Annotated in this window: 13 protein-coding genes and 1 rRNA gene; 10 read left to right on the forward strand and 4 right to left on the reverse strand. The window is 63.7% G+C overall.

Features of this window, described 5'->3' with window-relative positions; genetic code table 11:
• Positions 1-9 precede the first annotated feature (9 nt).
• The 3 genes from ppgK to panB are packed head-to-tail and all read right to left on the reverse strand — an operon-like array spanning position 10 to position 2,478.
• On the reverse strand, positions 10-762 hold the full coding sequence (gene ppgK, locus SAC06_RS04650; RefSeq protein WP_350259042.1) for a polyphosphate--glucose phosphotransferase: 753 nt from the start codon (positions 760-762) through the stop codon (positions 10-12).
• Positions 763-792: 30 nt separating this feature from the next.
• Positions 793-1,674: a type I methionyl aminopeptidase gene (gene map, locus SAC06_RS04655; protein ID WP_350259043.1), complete on the reverse strand. Its 882-nt coding sequence runs from the start codon at positions 1,672-1,674 to the stop codon at positions 793-795.
• Between the two features lie 9 nt (positions 1,675-1,683).
• On the reverse strand, positions 1,684-2,478 hold the full coding sequence (panB, locus tag SAC06_RS04660; RefSeq protein WP_350259044.1) for a 3-methyl-2-oxobutanoate hydroxymethyltransferase: 795 nt from the start codon (positions 2,476-2,478) through the stop codon (positions 1,684-1,686).
• 138 nt (positions 2,479-2,616) lie between these two features.
• Between panB and pheS the strand changes: the two genes are divergently transcribed.
• The 7 genes from pheS (at position 2,617) to SAC06_RS04695 (ending at position 11,368) form a co-directional block, all read left to right on the forward strand.
• On the forward strand, positions 2,617-3,702 hold the full coding sequence (gene pheS, locus SAC06_RS04665) for a phenylalanine--tRNA ligase subunit alpha (protein WP_350259045.1): 1,086 nt from the start codon (positions 2,617-2,619) through the stop codon (positions 3,700-3,702).
• Positions 3,703-3,706: 4 nt separating this feature from the next.
• Positions 3,707-6,325 (forward strand): phenylalanine--tRNA ligase subunit beta, encoded by a 2,619-nt coding sequence (gene pheT, locus SAC06_RS04670; protein WP_350259046.1) that lies wholly within the window; start codon positions 3,707-3,709, stop codon positions 6,323-6,325.
• A 41-nt stretch (positions 6,326-6,366) separates the two neighbouring features.
• Positions 6,367-6,855 carry a flavodoxin domain-containing protein gene (locus SAC06_RS04675; RefSeq protein ID WP_350259047.1) on the forward strand — a complete coding sequence of 163 codons (489 nt, stop codon included), beginning with the start codon at positions 6,367-6,369 and terminating at the stop codon, positions 6,853-6,855.
• A 61-nt stretch (positions 6,856-6,916) separates the two neighbouring features.
• Entirely contained in the window at positions 6,917-7,489 is a 573-nt protein-coding gene (gene argR / locus SAC06_RS04680) for an arginine repressor (protein ID WP_350259048.1), read from the forward strand.
• Positions 7,476-8,699, forward strand: a complete 1,224-nt coding sequence (locus SAC06_RS04685; protein ID WP_350259049.1) for an argininosuccinate synthase — start codon at positions 7,476-7,478, stop codon at positions 8,697-8,699. The genes argR and SAC06_RS04685 overlap by 14 nt, the downstream gene beginning before the upstream one ends.
• A 114-nt stretch (positions 8,700-8,813) precedes the next feature.
• Positions 8,814-10,085, forward strand: coding sequence for a non-hydrolyzing UDP-N-acetylglucosamine 2-epimerase (gene wecB / locus SAC06_RS04690; RefSeq protein WP_350259050.1), 1,272 nt, complete (start codon positions 8,814-8,816; stop codon positions 10,083-10,085).
• A gap of 8 nt (positions 10,086-10,093) precedes the next feature.
• Positions 10,094-11,368 carry a glycosyltransferase family 2 protein gene (locus SAC06_RS04695; RefSeq protein ID WP_350259051.1) on the forward strand — a complete coding sequence of 425 codons (1,275 nt, stop codon included), beginning with the start codon at positions 10,094-10,096 and terminating at the stop codon, positions 11,366-11,368.
• On the opposite strand, the gene SAC06_RS04700 is transcribed toward SAC06_RS04695, so the two are convergent.
• Positions 11,365-12,663, reverse strand: a complete 1,299-nt coding sequence (locus SAC06_RS04700) for an arginine deiminase (protein ID WP_350259052.1) — start codon at positions 12,661-12,663, stop codon at positions 11,365-11,367. The two genes, SAC06_RS04695 and SAC06_RS04700, sit on opposite strands and share 4 nt — an antisense overlap.
• Before the next feature lie 99 nt (positions 12,664-12,762).
• On the opposite strand from SAC06_RS04700, the gene argH reads away from it, so the two are divergent.
• The 3 genes from argH (at position 12,763) to SAC06_RS04715 (ending at position 17,370) form a co-directional block, all read left to right on the forward strand.
• Positions 12,763-14,199 carry an argininosuccinate lyase gene (gene argH / locus SAC06_RS04705; protein ID WP_350259053.1) on the forward strand — a complete coding sequence of 479 codons (1,437 nt, stop codon included), beginning with the start codon at positions 12,763-12,765 and terminating at the stop codon, positions 14,197-14,199.
• Positions 14,200-14,249: 50 nt separating this feature from the next.
• Positions 14,250-15,512, forward strand: coding sequence for a tyrosine--tRNA ligase (tyrS, locus tag SAC06_RS04710; protein ID WP_350259054.1), 1,263 nt, complete (start codon positions 14,250-14,252; stop codon positions 15,510-15,512).
• A 319-nt stretch (positions 15,513-15,831) separates the two neighbouring features.
• A 16S ribosomal RNA gene (locus tag SAC06_RS04715) occupies positions 15,832-17,370 on the forward strand.
• Positions 17,371-17,504 lie beyond the last annotated feature (134 nt).

Genomic DNA, 17,504 nt, shown 5'->3' on the forward strand with positions numbered 1-17,504 from the left:
CCCTACAGTCTACTGGTTGGCCCGGTCAGCCGCGACTGCCGCCCCGACAATTCCGGCCCGGTTCCGCAGCTGGGCGGGAATAATTGGGGTCCGCAGGCTCAGGAGCGGCAGGAACTTGTCAGAGTTCTTCGACACCCCGCCGCCGACGACGAACAGGTCCGGCGAAAACAGCATTTCGACGTGCGAATAGTACTTTTGCAGGCGCTTGGCCCATTTCTTCCAACCCAAATCCTGCTTGACGCGCTGGGCGGCCGAGGCGCGGCTCTCCGCGTCGTAGCCACCGATTTCCAAGTGACCCAGCTCTGAGTTGGGGATCAGCACTCCACGGTAGATCAGCGCCGAGCCAATCCCGGTTCCCAACGTGGTCACGATGACCAGGCCGTCCTGGCCCTGGGCCGCCCCGAACACCGCCTCGGCCAAGCCGGCCGCATCCGCGTCGTTGAGGACCGTGACCGGGTGCCCCAGGAACGACTCGTACATGCTTTGGGCATGCACCCCTTCCCACGATGCGTCCAGGTTGGCCATGAACGGAACGATGCCCTGCGGCAGGGGAGCGGGCATGGCAATTCCGACCGGCACGTCGGCGGGAGCCTGCAGTTGGCTGAGAACCTCCACGCAGGTCTTGGCTACCGCCTCGGGTGTGGCCGGGTGCGGGGTTTCGATCCGAACGCGCTCCCCAATGAACTCCCCGGAGGTCAAATCAACCAGGGCTCCCTTAATTCCGGAGCCACCAATGTCAATCCCGCAGGCAATATTAGTCATCCTGATCCCTTTCTTTGGCTCAATCCTAAACTAAGGAAGGGTCAGGATGTCCGCTCCGTCCTCGGTGACCGCGACGGTGTGTTCGAACTGGGCAGTTCGGCCCCGATCCCGCGTCACCACGGTCCAGTTATCGTCCCACTGCTCCCAGTCGACGTCGCCCAGGGTCAGCATCGGCTCAACGGTGAAGACCATCCCGACTTCCATCGTCTGGTTGTAGGCCGGAGCAGCGTCGTAGTGCGGCACGATCAGGCCCGAGTGGAACGCTTCACCGACGCCGTGGCCGGTGTAGTCCCGGACCACCCCGTATTTGAAGCGCTTGGCGTAGGACTCGATTACCCGCCCGATCACGTTGATTTCCCGGCCGGGCCGGATGGCCTTGATTCCGCGCAGCATGGCCTGCTCGGTGCGTTCGATCAGCAGGCGGGACTCCTCATCCACCTCGCCCACGGTAAACATGGCGCAGGTGTCCCCGTGGACGCCGTTGCGGTAGGCGGTGATATCCAGGTTGATGATGTCGCCTTCCTCCAGCGGCCGGTCATCCGGGATCCCGTGGCAGATGACCTCGTTGATCGAAGTGCAAATGGACTTCGGGAAGCCCATGTAGTTCAGGCAGGAGGGGTAGGCGCCCTGGTCAATCAGGTACTGGTGGGCAATCGCGTCCAACTGGTCGGTGGTCACCCCGGGTCGGATCGCCTCGCCCGCCTTGGCGATGGCGTCGGCGGCAATCTTGCCGGCCTGACGAATCAGCTCAATCGTCTCGGGCGACTTCACGTCGGAGGCGGTCACTACCTCGGGTCCGTCGTGGAACAGGTACTCGGGTCGCTCAATTCCCCGGGGAACACTGCGTTCGGGGGAGATGCGGCCAGGGGTGAGTGTGCCCAGGGGAGCCCGGGCAGCCAGTTTCGAATTCATGTGCCTATGCTAACTCTCGCGGTAGTGGTCCGGTCCGGGGAAAGTCCCCGCCTGGGTCTCCTCAACGTAGGCGCGCGCCGCCTCGGTCAACGCCTGCCCCACCTCGCCAAATCGGCGGGCAAAGCTCGGCGACCACGCGCCCATTCCGGCCATGTCGGCCCAAACCAGCACCTGGCCCGAGCAGTCCGGTCCGGCGCCAATCCCAATCGTGGGGATGTCCAGCTCTTCCGTCACGCGCCGGGCCAAACTGGCGGGCACCATCTCCAGCACCAGTCCGAACGCGCCCGCCTCGGCCACCGCGTGGGCGTCGGCCAGCAGTTTGTCGCCCAACTCACCTTTGCCCTGCAGTCGGGGACCGCCAAGTGCATTTTCAGCCTGCGGGGTGTAGCCCAGGTGACCCATCACCGGGATCCCGTTCTCCACCAGGAACCGGATCAGGTGGGCTCGCTCGGCGCCGCCCTCCATTTTGACCGCTTGAGCACCGGCTTTCAGCAGGGTCGCGGCAGAGCCGAACGCCTGGGCGGTCCCCTGTTCGAATGAGCCGAACGGCAGGTCGGTGACGATCAGCGGACGGGTGGTCGAGCGCGCGACCGCCTCGGTCGAGCGGATCATGTCGGACAGTTCCACCGGCAGGGTCGACTGGTGACCGAGCGCGACGTTGCCCAGGGAATCACCCACCAGCAGCATGTCCACTCCGGCCGCCTCCAGCAGGGGGGCCACCGTGGCGTCATAGGCGGTCAGCATCGTCAACCGCCGCCCCTCACGATAGGCCTTTTGCAGGTGGGGAATCCGCACGCGGGACATGAAACCTCCTCGGTAGTGTTCCCTCATTCTAGCCATCTCCCCGCTGGACCGAATACTCACTGCCAGGCCGCCTGGACTAGAGTAGGTGCGTTGAAAGAGCAGCGCTACCAGCGCGCGAACGACTCAAAAGGGGTAGCAATGGAACTTGACCCTTCCGCTCTGGACCCTCGTGATGAGGACGCCGTTTCTCGGTGGAGTGCCCAGGCGGCGGCCCAACTAACCGCCGCGACGGACCTGACGGAGCTCAAGGCCCGGAAGACTGAGATCTTTGGCGATCGGTCCGCGCTGACCCTGGCCAACCGGACCATCAAGGACCTGCCCGGCCCCGAAAAGGCCGTGGCCGGCAAGAACCTGGGTCGTGCCCGCCAACAGCTCAACCAATTGCTGGCCGAGCGTCAGGAGCAGCTTGAGCAGGCCCACCTGGCCGCCGTGCTGGTGGACGAGGGGGTCGACGTGTCGGTCGCCTCGGACCGGTTCCCGGTCGGTGCCCGCCACCCGCTGTCCCTCCTAATTGAGGAGGCCGGCGACTTTTTCCTCGGCCTTGGTTGGAGCATCGCCGAGGGGCCCGAAGTCGAACACGAGTGGTTCAACTTTGACTCGCTGAACTTTGATGCCGACCACCCGGCTCGGCAGATGGCCGACACGTTCTACGTCGACGGGACTTCCGCGGGCGGCGCTGCCGCGCAGGACGGATCCCTGGTGCTGCGCACCCACACCTCGCCGGTCCAGTCCCGCACCCTGCTGGAGCAGGGAGTGCCGCTGTACGCGGTCTGCCCGGGGAAAGTGTTCCGCTCCGACGCGCTGGATGCAACCCACACGCCGGTCTTCCACCAGATTGAGGGCATCGCGGTCGACCGAGGCCTGACCATGGCCGACCTGAAGGGTGTCCTCGACGCGCTGGCGAAGGCGTTGTTCGGGCCCGAGGTGAAAACTCGCCTGCGCCCCTCGTTCTTCCCCTTCACCGAACCGAGCGCCGAGATGGACTTCTGGTTCCCCCAAAAGAAGGGCGGCCCGGGCTGGATCGAATGGGGTGGCTGCGGCATGGTCAACCCGGCGGTGCTGATCGCCAACGGGATTGACCCGGACGAGTACACCGGGTTCGCCTTTGGGATGGGACTGGAACGGACCCTGATGCTGCGCCACGGAATCTCCGACATGCGCGACATTGTCGAGGGAGACATGCGCTTCTCCGAGCAGTTTGGCCTCTTCGGGAAAGGACAATAGAACAATGCCGTACCTGTCGCTGTCGTGGCTGCGTGACCACGTCGAAGTTCCCGGTGAGACAACGATTGCCGAGGTGGCCGAGGCCCTGGTTTCGGTGGGAATTGAGGAAGAGGAAATTCACCCCGCGAAGGTGATCGGCCCCCTCGTCGTGGGTCGGGTGCTCAGCGTGGCCCCGGAGACGCACTCTAACGGCAAGACCGTGAACTACTGCCGGGTGGATGTGGGCCCCTACAACGATGAACCGGGGACCGGCAAGGAGCATTCTGAGCTGGCCTCACGCGGAATCATCTGCGGGGCACACAACTTCACCGTCGGCGACCGCGTCGTGGTGGCCCTGCCCGGCGCAGTGCTGCCGGGTCCGTTCCCCATTGCTCAGCGCAAAACCTACGGGCACGTCTCGGACGGGATGATTTGCTCGGAGCGCGAGCTTGGCTTGGGACAGGATCACGACGGGATTATCGTGCTGGATCGCCAGTTCCCGGCTCTGTCCGAGCTGGCGGTTGGGGAGGACCTGATTGGCCCGCTCCAACTGGGCGAAGAGGTGCTCGAGGTCAACGTCACCCCGGACCGGGGCTACGCCTTCTCTATCCGCGGGTTGGCGCGCGAGTACTCCCATTCGACCGGAGCGGTGTTCACTGACCACGGCCTGGCCGGTGAGCTTCCGCCCGCCTCGGACCAGGGTTTCACGGTCGAAGCTGACCCGGAGCTCTGCGATCGCTTTGTCACCCAGGTGGTGCGAGGACTCGACCCGCACGCACCCACCCCGCAGTGGATGGTGGATCGCCTTGAGCAGGCCGGGATGCGATCAATTTCGCTGCCGGTCGACGTGACCAACTACGTCATGCTGGACCTGGGGCAGCCGCTCCACGCCTACGCGCTCGAGTCGGTGGCCGCCCCGATCGTGGTCCGCCGGGCCAAGGCGGGTGAGCCGTTCACCACCCTGGATGGGGTTGAGCGAGAGCTGTCCGACGAAGACATCGTCATCACCGACTCCCCGAACGGGCAGGCCGGCTCCCGCCTGATTGGGTTGGCCGGTGTGATGGGTGGGCTGGACTCCGAAGTCGGCGAGCACACCACCGACGTCGTAATTGAAGGGGCCCATTTCAACTCGGTCTCCATCGCCCGCACTTCGCGGCGACACAAGCTTTCCTCCGAGGCGTCCAAGCGCTTCGAGCGGGGAGTGGATCCGGAACTGGCCCCGGTGGCGGTCCAGCGCACCGCAGAGCTGCTGGTCCAGTACGGGGGCGGCCAACTCGACCCGGTCCGCTTTGACCTGGACCGAACCGTGCCGCTGCCCGCGGTGCGCCTGCGCCTGAGCGAAGCCGAGCGCCTGACCGGGCGGTCCTACGCTCCCGAGCGGATCGTAGAGATTCTGGAGCTGATTGGAGCGCAGGTCACCCGGGATGGGGACGAGCTGGTGGTTCAGCCGCCGAGTTGGCGCCCCGACCTGACCGGTCCCGCGCACCTGGTGGAGGAGATCGCCCGGATCGACGGCTACGACGAGATCCCGACCCGGCTTCCGGCGACGGCCACTTCGGCCGCACTCACCCCGATCCAAACCACCCGGCGCCGGGTGGCCCAGACGCTGGCCCAGGCCGGGGCGGTGGAGGTGCTGTCCTATCCGTTCATCGGTTCGGCGCACGACCGTCAGCACCTGGCTGCGGACGATCCGCGGCGCCAGGCCCTGCGGCTGCGGAACCCGCTGGCAGACGATGCTCCACTGCTGCGCACCACCATTTTGGATTCGCTGCTGGACGTGGCGGAGCGAAATGCTGCTCGCTCTAACCCGCGCCTAGCCATCTTTGAGCTGGGATCGGTTACCCTCCCGGCCGGAACAGTTCCCGCCCCGATTCCGGGGGTGAGCCAGCGCCCGACCGAGGCCGAACTGGCCGCACTGCACGCGGGGGTTCCGGCCCAACCGTGGCACGTAGCCGGCGTTTATGGCGGTCCCTTGGGACCGTCGGCGGTGCTGAGTCCGACCCGCACCTGGGACTGGGCGGACGCGATCGCTCAGGCCCGCCGGGTGGCTAGTGCCGTCGGGGTGGACCTGCAGGTGACCCGAGCCTGGGTACCGGCTGACACGCCGCGTATTCCGGGGCCGCCCGTTCCGACGCCGGCGGCTGCGCCCGAAGCGGTTGCTCCCTGGCATCCGGGTCGGGTAGCCCGCCTGTATGCCCGGCGAGGCAAGGCGCTGGTCGAGGTGGGCCTGGCCGGGGAACTGCACCCACAGGTGGTCAGCGAATACGGCCTGCCCGCGCGCACGGCTGCGTTCGAGTTGGATCTGGATCTGCTGCACGACCTGGTCCAGGCGGAGCCGGTGCAGGTAGAGAAGGTTTCGGTTTACCCCGTGGCCAAGCTGGACCTGGCCCTGGTGCTGCCCCAGACCGTGCCCGCCGCCGACGTTGAACGAGTTTTGCAGCAAAGCGTCGGGCCGGTGTTGGAGAGCCTGCAGCTGTTCGACATTTACCAGGGATCCCAGGTGGCGGAAGGGTCACGGTCGCTGGCCTACTCGCTCACCCTGCGCGCACCCGATCGGACCTTGGGGTCGAAGGAAGTGGCTAAACTACGTGAGAAGGCAATTCACGACCTGACCAAGCGGCTCGGGGCGGAACTCCGAGCCTAAGGCCCCGGGTCTTCGGCCACCAACAGTGAGAAGGTTAAGGCATGAAAGTTCTGGTAACGGCAGCGAGCCGTCACGGTTCAACCCTGGAAGTGGCCGAGGCGATTGCCCAGCGGCTGAAGACACACGGCATTGACGTGGAACAGTTGCCGCCCGAGTCGGTGGACTCGCTCGACCCCTACGACGGGGTGGTAGTGGGCTCCGCGGTGTACCTGCGCCAGTGGGCCGACACGGCGAAAAACTTCGTCCAACGATTCCACCAGGACTTGCGCGACAAGCCGTCCTGGGCTTTCTCGGTCGGGATTTCCGAGGTGGCCAAGGGTCGACCCGAAGACGTTCACCGGATTGGGCCGGTGGCGGTGGACGGGGTGTTCCACGGCCAGAAAGTGTTCCCGGGCCGGTACGACCCGTCCAACCTGAACCTGCGGGAACGGTCGATCGGGTACGTGGCCGGGGCCGTCGAAGGTGACTACCGCGACTGGCAGGAGATCGGTCAGTGGGCAGACGAGATTGCACAGGAGTTGGGCGCGTAGCTGTGACGTGTTGAATAGCGGACGCGTTCGCATGTTTATCCATTCCTTCGTATAGTTATTCATGAGAGAACTCATGGTGACCGAGGGGGTGGAAATGGCGCAGGCAAATACGCCAATTGCGACCAAAGCCGCACGCCACGGGATCATTACCGAGGTGCTGGCTAGTCAGCCGATCTCATCGCAAGAGCAGTTGCGCCGGGTCCTGGCCGACCGGGGAATCGAAATCGCCCAGGCCACGCTTTCACGGGACCTGCTCGAGATGGAAGCCACGAAGGTCCGCAGTGAGGACGGTTCGCTGGTTTACACCGTGCCGAACTGGGACGGGACCCCCACCCATCAGCAGGAGGGGACTATGACCCGGCTGGCACGCTGGTGTCAGGACCTGCTCATCAGCGGAGATGCGGCGCAAAACTTGCTGGTGCTGCGCACCCCGGTCGGGGCCGCCAACCTGTTGGGCTCGGCGATTGACACCGCCCGGCTGGACGGCGTGGTCGGCACAATTGCCGGAGATGACACCATTTTGCTGATTTGTCGCGACACCGAAGCAGCCGCCGCCGTTTACCGGCAACTGCTGGAGTTGGCCGATCCCGCACCATCACAGAAAACAACTAGGAGCAAGCATGTCGCAGGGTAAAGACCGGGTCGTACTGGCCTACTCCGGAGGGTTGGATACCTCCGTGGCCATCGGTTGGATTCAGGAACAGACCGGTCAGGAAGTCATCGCGGTTGCGGTCGACGTCGGCCAGGGGGGCGAGGACCTGCAGGTGATCCGCCAGCGCGCGCTCGACTGCGGTGCCGTTGAAGCCTACGTGGTGGATGCCCGTGACGAGTTCGCCAACGACTACCTGGTCCCCGCCATTAAAGCTAACTCGATGTACCAGGGCCGCTACCCGCTGGTGTCCGCCCTGTCCCGGCCGCTGATTTCCAAGCACCTGGTGAAGGCAGCCCGGCAGTTCGGTGGCTCCACCGTGGCCCACGGGTGCACCGGTAAGGGCAACGACCAGGTCCGGTTCGAAGTATCCATCACCTCGATCGCCCCGGATCTGAAGTGCATCGCTCCGGTTCGCGACCTGGCTTTGACCCGGGACGTGGCTATTGACTACGCCAACAAGCACTCCCTCCCGATCGAGACCACCAAGCACAACCCGTTCTCGATTGACCAGAACGTCTGGGGCCGGGCCATTGAGACCGGGTTCCTGGAGGACATTTGGAACGCGCCCACCAAGGACGTCTACAACTACACCGATGACCCGACCTACCCGCCGCTGCCCGACGAAGTGGAGATCACCTTCGAGCAGGGTGTGCCGGTCGCCTTGGATGGACAGAAGAAGTCGGTCCTGGAGATCGTGCAGGAACTCAATCGCCGGGCGGGCGCCCAGGGAATTGGGCGGATCGATATCGTGGAGGACCGGCTGGTCGGAATCAAGTCGCGCGAAATCTACGAGGCCCCGGCCGCAATCGTGCTGATCAATGCGCACGAAGAGCTGGAGAACGTCACGTTGGAGCGGGAGCAGGCCCGGTTCAAGAAGCGCGTGGATCTGCGCTGGGGCGAACTGGTCTACGACGGCCAGTGGTTCTCCCCGCTGAAGCAGTCGCTGGATGCCTTCGTCGACTCGACCCAGCTTTACGTCAGCGGCACTGTCCGGATGACCCTGCACGGGGGTCGGGCCGTGGTTACCGGACGCAAGTCCGACACCTCGCTCTACGACTTCAACCTGGCCACCTACGAGACGGGTGACACCTTCGACCAGTCGCATTCGCGTGGGTTTATTGAAATCTACGGTCTGTCCGCCAAGCAGGCGGCGGCCCGTGATGCCCGGTTCGGACGGGGGCTCCAGCTCTAACCAACGGGTGTGACAACCGACATAGACCTACTCAAACCGCAGGTCAGGCCCCCTTTTTCCGCCTAAGATGTGGGCAGCTCGCATGTCCGAGGCGAGAGATAGAGGGCTGTCTAAGTGGAGATACAGGTTGCTGCTGGAGAAAAGATCCAGGTGCTGGTCGTTGTCGGGACCAGACCGGAAGCAATCAAAATGGTTCCGGTGATTAGTGCGCTGGAACAGTCGGATGATTTTGAGACGATTGTGCTGGCGACCGGCCAGCATTCAACCATGGTCGCGGAGATTATCACCGAGGCTGGCCTGCGACTGGACGCAGATTTGCAGGTCAGCCATCCGGGTGAGTCGCTGAACCAAATGTTCGCCCGCGTGATGGTGGGGGTCGACCAGGTGGCCCGGGAGCGGGCTATCCCGGACGACTACCGGGTGTCGGAGAATCACGGGGCGCTGGTCCCCGCGCTCTGTCTGGTGCACGGGGACACCTCGTCTGCGGCCGCGGCGGCGGTGGCGGCCTTCAACCTGCAGATTCCCGTGGTTCACGTGGAAGCAGGGCTTCGGACCAACAACATTTTGTCCCCCTTCCCGGAAGAGGGAAACCGCCAGATCATTTCGCGCCTGTCGGCCCTGCACCTGGCACCCACGCCCGAGGCCAAAGTGAACTTGATTCGGGAAGGGGTGGACATCGACCGAATCCTGGTCACCGGGAACACGTCGATTGACATGCTCCGCTCCGCCCTCTGCACCGGGACCGGCTTTGGCCCCGACCTGGCCCATCTGCATCCGAGCGGAGAGCGCCCCCTGGTGCTGGTAACCGCGCACCGGCGAGAAAACTGGGGGCGTGGGCTGGAAAACATTGCCGGCGCGATCGCAATCCTGGCGGAGCGCTACCCGAACCACGACTTCGTGATTCCGCTGCACCCAAACCCGAAGGCACAGGATGCTTTCCGAGAGGCGCTGGGGGAGCGGCCGAACTGCCATCTGGTCCCTGCCCGGCGATACCCCGACTTTGCCCGCCTGATGCAGGCGGCCCTGCTGGTCATTTCCGATTCGGGGGGAGTTCAGGAGGAAGCGCCCTCGCTGGGCACTCCGGTGCTGGTCACCCGGGAGACGACCGAGCGGTGGGAAGGAGTCCACGCCGGCACTCTGGAACTGATCGGCACCGAGCGTGACCGGATTGTGGCTGCCGCGGCGGAGCTGCTGGACCACCCGGCCGAGATTGCCCGGCGCGGACAAATCCCCAACCCTTACGGTGACGGCTATGCGGCTGAACGCATGGTTCAGGCGCTGGCCAACGTGTTTGGAAGGGGGGAACCGGTCCGCGAATACCAGGCCGACCGGCTCGGAGCCGCCGTCCGCAAGCATGCCAACATGCAGATTCGGCTCGTCAGTTGATTTGGGGGATGCCGGCCTGGGCGCTGCCCATCTTCCTCTTTGCGCTGCTGCTGATCCTGTTTTCCGTCGGGGATCTGTTGTTTCTGGCCGTTTCTGCCCTGCGGGAACGCCACCTGCAAACCCCGCCCGGGCGACACCGTCTGCGTGAGGACGACTTCCTGTGGGTGTTTTTGGTCCCTGCGTTGAACGAGGAAGTGACCATCGCCGACTCGGTTGAGCGTCTGGGCCGGGTCCGGGTCAGCAACAAGGTGATCCTGGTGATCAACGACGGCTCCGAGGACCGGACCGGGGAGATCCTGGCCGGGCTGGACGTGCCCGAGCTGCGGGTCTTGACCAGGACCCTGCCCGAGGCCAGACAGGGCAAATCCGAAGCGCTCAACCAGGCGTGGGACTACCTGCACCGGGAGGTGCTGGCCGAACCGAAATGGGCCGACTGGTCCACCGACCGAGTCCTGGTCGGGATCGTGGACGCTGACGGACGCCTCGACGAGGAGGTGGGTCGCCTCGCCGCCCACTTCGCCGACCCAAAGCTGGCCGGGATCCAGTGTCTGGTGCGGATGTACAACCGAGATTCCATTCTCACCTACTGTCAGGACCTCGAGTTCGCCATTTTTGGGTCCCTGTTTCAGCTGGGCCGAGCCCGGCACGGGGTGGCCAACATGGGTGGGAACGGGCAGGTGAACCGGCTGGCCGCGCTGGACGAGCTGGTGGAGGAGGGGCAGACTGGCCCCTGGCGCGCCGCTCGCCTAACCGAGGATCAGGACATTGGCCTGCGCCTAATTGAGCGCGGGTGGTACGGCGCCCAAAGCCTGAGCGTAGCCGTGCACCAGCAGGCGCTGCACTCGCTCCGGGCGCTCTACCGGCAACGGACCCGGTGGGCCCAAGGGGCTTGGCAGTCCCTCTCGCACCTGTCTACCGTTCGGACCAACCGCCACCTGCGGCTGGTGGATCGCCTCGACCAGGTGGCCTATCTGCTGACCCCGTTTATCCAGGCGGTGGTCGGCGTGAGTCTGGTCCTAAGCGTGATCTTTTTGCTGACCGGAATGGTCACAATTCAGGTCAGTCTGGTCCCGGTGGTCCTCTTTGTCGTGTTCTCTTTTGGTCCGGGCATCATCGGGCTATTGGTCTCCAGGCGAGGGACATCGGTGTTCAAAACCATCTGGTTGGCGCTGCTGTACCTGGGCTACACCTGGCTGATCTACCCGGTGGTGTTCCAGGGGCTCTGGCGCGAACTGCGCGGGCACCGGACCTGGGCCAAAACAGCGCGCGAACAGCTGACCTAAACCTGAGCCCGCCGGACCGGGCAGGACATGCAGCGCGGTCCGCCGCGTCCCCGACCAAGCTCCGACCCGAACACGGAGAACACTTCGATTCCGGCCTGTTCCAGCGCCCGGATCGAGCGCGGAGTGCGATCGTAGGCCACCACTTGGCCCGGGCTGAGCGCCAGCATGTTGAAGCCGTCATTCCACTGTTCGCGGGCCAGCTCCGCCTCGGTTCCCTCCGGGATGATGAATCGGATTGGGCGGCCGAGCGCCCGGGGCAGCGCCTGCTCCAACGGCAGGTCATCCATCACCAGTCGGGGGCGATCACCATCACGAACCAGCGAAATTGTGCGGGCCGATCGGATCGGGGGATAGATGATAAATGAGTCCCGATCCACCTGGGTCAAGACCGTATCCAAATGCATGAACTCCCGCTGGTGAGGCAGCATCACTGCCAGCACGTGATCGGCCTGTCCCTGGGCGAAAAGGCGGGAAGCCAGACGCTCCACCCCCTGAGGGTTGGTCCGCTCGGACAGTCCAATGGCCAGGAGGCCGTCGCCAAGCACCATGATGTCGCCGCCCTCGACCGAGCGGATTGGGCCCGAGGTGCCGTTGGTCCACCGCGTGAAGTCGGCGCCGGCAAACCGGGGGTGCCACTGGTAGATGGCCGAGTAGTGCAGGGGCTCGCGGCGCCGGGACTCCCGCTTCATCGAGTTGATGGCCACCCCGCCGTAAATCCATGCGGAGGCATCCCGGGCAAACAGGTGGTTGGGTAGCGGCGAGATCAGGAACTCGTTTTCCGCCAGCGTTTGAGCCACCAGCGAGGAGGTGGGGGAGACCCGCTGCCAATCGCCCAGGGTCAAACCTTCAATGCAGACCGACGCCAGCGCGGCCGAGTCCAACTCAGCTGCCCACTCTTCCACCGCGGGGGCCAACAGCGGCCCCAAATAGAGTCGGTTAATTGTGTTTTCCAACACATACTGACGGGCTTCTGGGTGGTCCAGCGTCTCGATCAGCAGGTCGGTAAAGTGCAGCACCTGCACCCCGCGGTCGCGCATCACCTCGACAAAGTAGTCGTGTTCGCGCTTGGCGGCGGTCGGCGACAGCAGGTCGTCAAACAGAAGCTCGTCGTGGTTTTGCGGGGTGAGCCGCTCAATCTCAAGCCCGGGGCGGTGCACGATCACCGACTCGAGCCGCCCCACCTCCGACTCAACTCGCGGAACAAACGTCGTCTCATTTGACGGGTGGGTAGGCCCAAGTCCAACCACGATCAGCACATCCAATTCGTCCGGGTCCCCGCGTGGGCGGGCGGTCACCATCCCACTCTACCGATCGCGGCCGGGCGGCGGGGGACGATTGCCTTCTGCCAGGTGGACCGGTGGCCCGCCCGGGCCGACAAAGGGCATGATTAAAGCATGACTACTTCCGGTGGAAATCCCGAACCCGAAAAGATCAGCCTGTGGGGTGGCCGTTTCAGCGGCGGACCCGCGGAGGCTCTCACTCGTCTGAGCGTCTCCACGCACTTTGACTGGCGCCTGGCCCCGGATGACCTGGCCGGTTCGCGAGCCCACGCCCGCGCGCTTGCGCAGGTGGGGCTGTTGACCTCCGACCAGTTGCGCGGCCTTCTGTCCGCGCTGGACCGGCTCGAGCAGGACGTGCTGGCCGGTACCTTTGTGGCCCTGCCCGAGGACGAAGACGTCCACACGGCCCTGGAACGCGGCCTAATTGAGCGGGCCGGAGCCGAACTGGGTGGACGCCTACGAGCCGGACGATCGCGCAACGACCAGATCGCCACTTTGATTCGGCGCTACCTGCGGCGGGAAGGCCGTCGGCTGGCCGGCCTGGTGCTGGACGTGGCCGAGGCGCTGCTCGGGCAGGCCTATGCGGCGCGCGGGGCGATTATGCCGGGGCGCACCCACATGCAGCACGCCCAGCCGGTGCTGGTGGCCCACCAGTTGGCCGCCCACATCTGGCCGTTGGTCCGGGACCTGGAGCGGCTCCAGGATTGGGATCGGCGCGCGGCCGTCTCCGCCTACGGATCGGGGGCGCTGGCCGGAAACACGCTTGGGTTGGACCCGGAGCAGGTGGCCCGCGACCTTGGTTTCACCTCCGCGGTGGCCAACTCGATTGACGGCACCGCCGCGCGCGACGTGGTGGCCGAGTTTTCCTTCATCCTGACCCTGATTGGGATCAACCTTTCCCGGGTGAGCGAGGAAATCATCATCTGGAACACCAAGGAGTTCGACTACGTGACCCTGCACGACTCGTTCTCCACCGGCTCGTCCATCATGCCGCAAAAGAAGAACCCGGATGTGGCGGAGCTAGCCCGCGGCAAGGCGGGGCGGATGATCGGAGACCTGACCGGGCTACTGGCCACCCTGAAGGGGCTACCGCTGGCATACAACCGAGACCTGCAGGAGGACAAAGAGCCGGTTTTTGACCAGATCGACACGCTGGAGGTGCTGTTGCCGGCGGTGGCGGGAATGATCGCCACCATGTCGCTGCACTACGACCGGATGGAAGAGCTGGCTCCCCAGGGATTCTCCCTGGCCACCGACATCGCAGAATGGCTGGTCAAACAGGGGGTGCCGTTCCGCAACGCGCACGAGCTGGCCGGCGAGTGCGTCCGGGTGTGTGAGGAGCGCGGCCAGGAACTGTGGGAACTGACCGACGCCGATCTGGCGGAGATTTCGCCCGAGTTGACCCCGGATGTCCGATCGGTGCTGTCGCTGTCCGGCTCGGTGGAGGCGCGGGCTGGACGCGGTGGGACCGCGCCCGAGCGGGTGGCCGAGCAACTGGGTGAGGCTCAGGCCAACCTGGATCGGCTCCGAGAATGGTCCCAAACCAACTGAAGTAAACTGGGCCTGGGCTCAAGCCCACAACCATCATGAGGAGAAATGTAATGAGTGACCTGCTCGAAGAGTTGCAATGGCGCGGGCTGATTGCCCAGCACAGCGATTGGGAGACGCTGACGGATGCTCTGAACTCTGGACCGGTCACCTTCTATTGCGGCTTTGACCCGACCGCGCCCTCCCTTCACCACGGACACCTGGTGCAGGTGATCATCATGCGTCACCTGCAGCGGGCCGGACACCATGCGCTCGCACTGGTCGGCGGGGGAACGGGGCTGATCGGGGATCCGCGGGCTTCTGGTGAACGAAGCCTCCAGTCCACCGACGTGGTGGCCGGTTGGGCCGACGGGCTCCGGGCGCAGTTGGAGCGACTGCTCGACTTTACCGGGGACAATCCTGCCCGGATGGTCAACAACCTGGACTGGATCGGCAGCCTGAGCGCGATTGAGCTGATGCGGGACCTGGGCAAGTACTTCCGGATGGGGACGATGCTGAACAAGGACATCGTCGCCCGCCGGCTGGAGTCGGACGAGGGACTGTCCTACACCGAGTTTAGCTACCAGGTGCTGCAGGCCTACGACTACCTGGAACTCTACCGCCGCTACGGCTGCACGCTGGAGACCGGGGGCAACGACCAGTGGGGAAACCTGGTCGGCGGGATGGACTTGATCCGCAAGGTTGAGGGCAAGCAGGTGTCGGTCCTCACCTCTCCGATCATTACCAAGGCGGACGGAACCAAGTTCGGAAAGACCGAAGGCGGCGCCATCTGGCTGGATCCGCAGCTGATGAGTCCCTACGCGTTCTACCAGTTCTGGCTGCAGACTTCAGATGACGACGTGATTCGGTTCCTGAAGATCTTCACCTTCCTGTCGCGGGGCGAAATCGAAGAGCTCGAACAGCAGGTGCGAGAGGCACCGCACCTGCGGGCAGCTCAGAAGCGCCTGGCCGCGGAGGTGACCGCGTACGTGCACGGAGCCGAGGCCCTGGCCGAAGCCGAGTCCGCTACCGCTGCCCTCTGGGCCGGCGGCGACTTGCGCTCGCTGTCCGCGTCGGTTCTGGGGGAAGCGGTGGAGAAACTGCCCCGCGGCCACTGGACTCCGGGGGAAACCACCCTGACCGAAGCCATGGTCAGCAGCGGGTTGGAGAAGGGGCGGGCGGCAGCCCGGCGGACCATTGAGAGCAACGGCCTGTCCGTCAACAACGAGAAGAACCCGGATCCCGAGTACGTGCTGCAGGAGGCAGATGCCCTTCCCGGCGGCGTCATTCTGCTGCGAAAAGGCCGGCGGAACCTAGCGGTCCTGGCACGGGACTGAAGCAGTGGTCGGTGTCACGCGCAGGCAACTTGCGCGTGACACCGAAACTGTCTTAGAGTAATTCCTGCCCGCGAGGGAAGAAAACAACTGAAGAAGATCGGTGGTGGCGAGAGCCACAGAAACTGATTAGACAGTTCGGATAAGAACTGGTAAAGTTGAAACTCGTTGGCCAAGCGGTGGAAACGCCGAGAGGTCGGGCAAAACCTTCAATGGTTTGTTGTTTGTGAACTTGATAGTGTGTGTTTTTGATTGTTTTGTTTTTTTGAGTGTTGGGATTTTCTGGTCACCGTTTTTTGGTGGCTGGTTTTCCGGATTGTTTTTTTCGGAGAGTTTGATCCTGGCTCAGGACGAACGCTGGCGGCGTGCTTAACACATGCAAGTCGAACGGATTGCGCCTGCTTTTGTGGGTGTGGTTAGTGGCGAACGGGTGAGTAACACGTGAGTAACCTGCCCCCTTCTTTGGGATAAGCTCCTGAAAGGGTGTCTAATACTGATTATTCTGCTGGTCTCGCATGGGGCTGGTTGGAAAGCTTTTGTGGTTGGGGATGGGCTCGCGGCTTATCAGCTTGTTGGTGGGGTAATGGCTTACCAAGGCTTTGACGGGTAGCCGGCCTGAGAGGGTGGTCGGTCACATTGGGACTGAGATACGGCCCAGACTCCTACGGGAGGCAGCAGTGGGGAATATTGCACAATGGGCGAAAGCCTGATGCAGCGACGCCGTGTGAGGGATGAAGGCCTTCGGGTTGTAAACCTTTTTCGCTCTTGACCAAGGGCCGCTTTTGGGGTGGTTTGAGGGTATGGGGTAAAGAAGCACCGGCTAACTACGTGCCAGCAGCCGCGGTAATACGTAGGGTGCGAGCGTTGTCCGGAATTATTGGGCGTAAAGGGCTTGTAGGTGGCGTGTCGCGTCTGTCGTGAAATTCACTGGCTTAACTAGTGAAGTGCGGTGGGTACGGGCATGCTTGAGTGTGGTAGGGGAGATTGGAATTCCTGGTGTAGCGGTGGAATGCGCAGATATCAGGAAGAACACCGGTGGCGAAGGCGGATCTCTGGGCCATTACTGACGCTGAGGAGCGAAAGCGTGGGGAGCGAACAGGATTAGATACCCTGGTAGTCCACGCTGTAAACGTTGGGCACTAGGTGTGGGGGCTGTTGTGGCTTCTGCGCCGTAGCTAACGCAATAAGTGCCCCGCCTGGGGAGTACGGCCGCAAGGCTAAAACTCAAAGGAATTGACGGGGGCCCGCACAAGCGGCGGAGCATGCGGATTAATTCGAGGCAACGCGAAGAACCTTACCAAGGCTTGACATATTTGAGAAGACCGTAGAAGTACGGGGATCTTTGGACACTCATTTACAGGTGGTGCATGGTTGTCGTCAGCTCGTGTCGTGAGATGTTGGGTTAAGTCCCGCAACGAGCGCAACCCTTGTCCTATGTTGCCAGCACGTGATGGTGGGGACTCATGGGAGACTGCCGGGGTTAACTCGGAGGAAGGTGGGGATGACGTCAAATCATCATGCCCCTTATGTCTTGGGCTTCACGCATGCTACAATGGCTGGTACAGAGGGTTGCGATACTGTGAGGTGGAGCGAATCCCTTAAAGCTAGTCTCAGTTCGGATCGAAGTCTGCAACTCGACTTCGTGAAGGTGGAGTCGCTAGTAATCGCAGATCAGCAACGCTGCGGTGAATACGTTCTCGGGCCTTGTACACACCGCCCGTCACGTCATGAAAGTTGGTAACACCCGAAGCCCATGGCCTAACCACGTTTGTGGGGGGAGTGGTCGAAGGTGGGATTGGCGATTGGGACGAAGTCGTAACAAGGTAGCCGTACCGGAAGGTGTGGCTGGATCACCTCCTTTCTAAGGAGACCCTGTTTGGGGATGCTCGTTTTGGGTGTTCCGTGTTTAGGGTTGTTTTTTCCTGCCCCTGGTGTGGGTGGGGGTCAAGGGCACACACTGTCAGGTTCACTTTCAACATGGCATCCCGTTTGTTT

This window comes from Scrofimicrobium sp. R131, from assembly GCF_040256745.1.
Classification (GTDB): domain Bacteria; phylum Actinomycetota; class Actinomycetes; order Actinomycetales; family Actinomycetaceae; genus Scrofimicrobium; species Scrofimicrobium appendicitidis.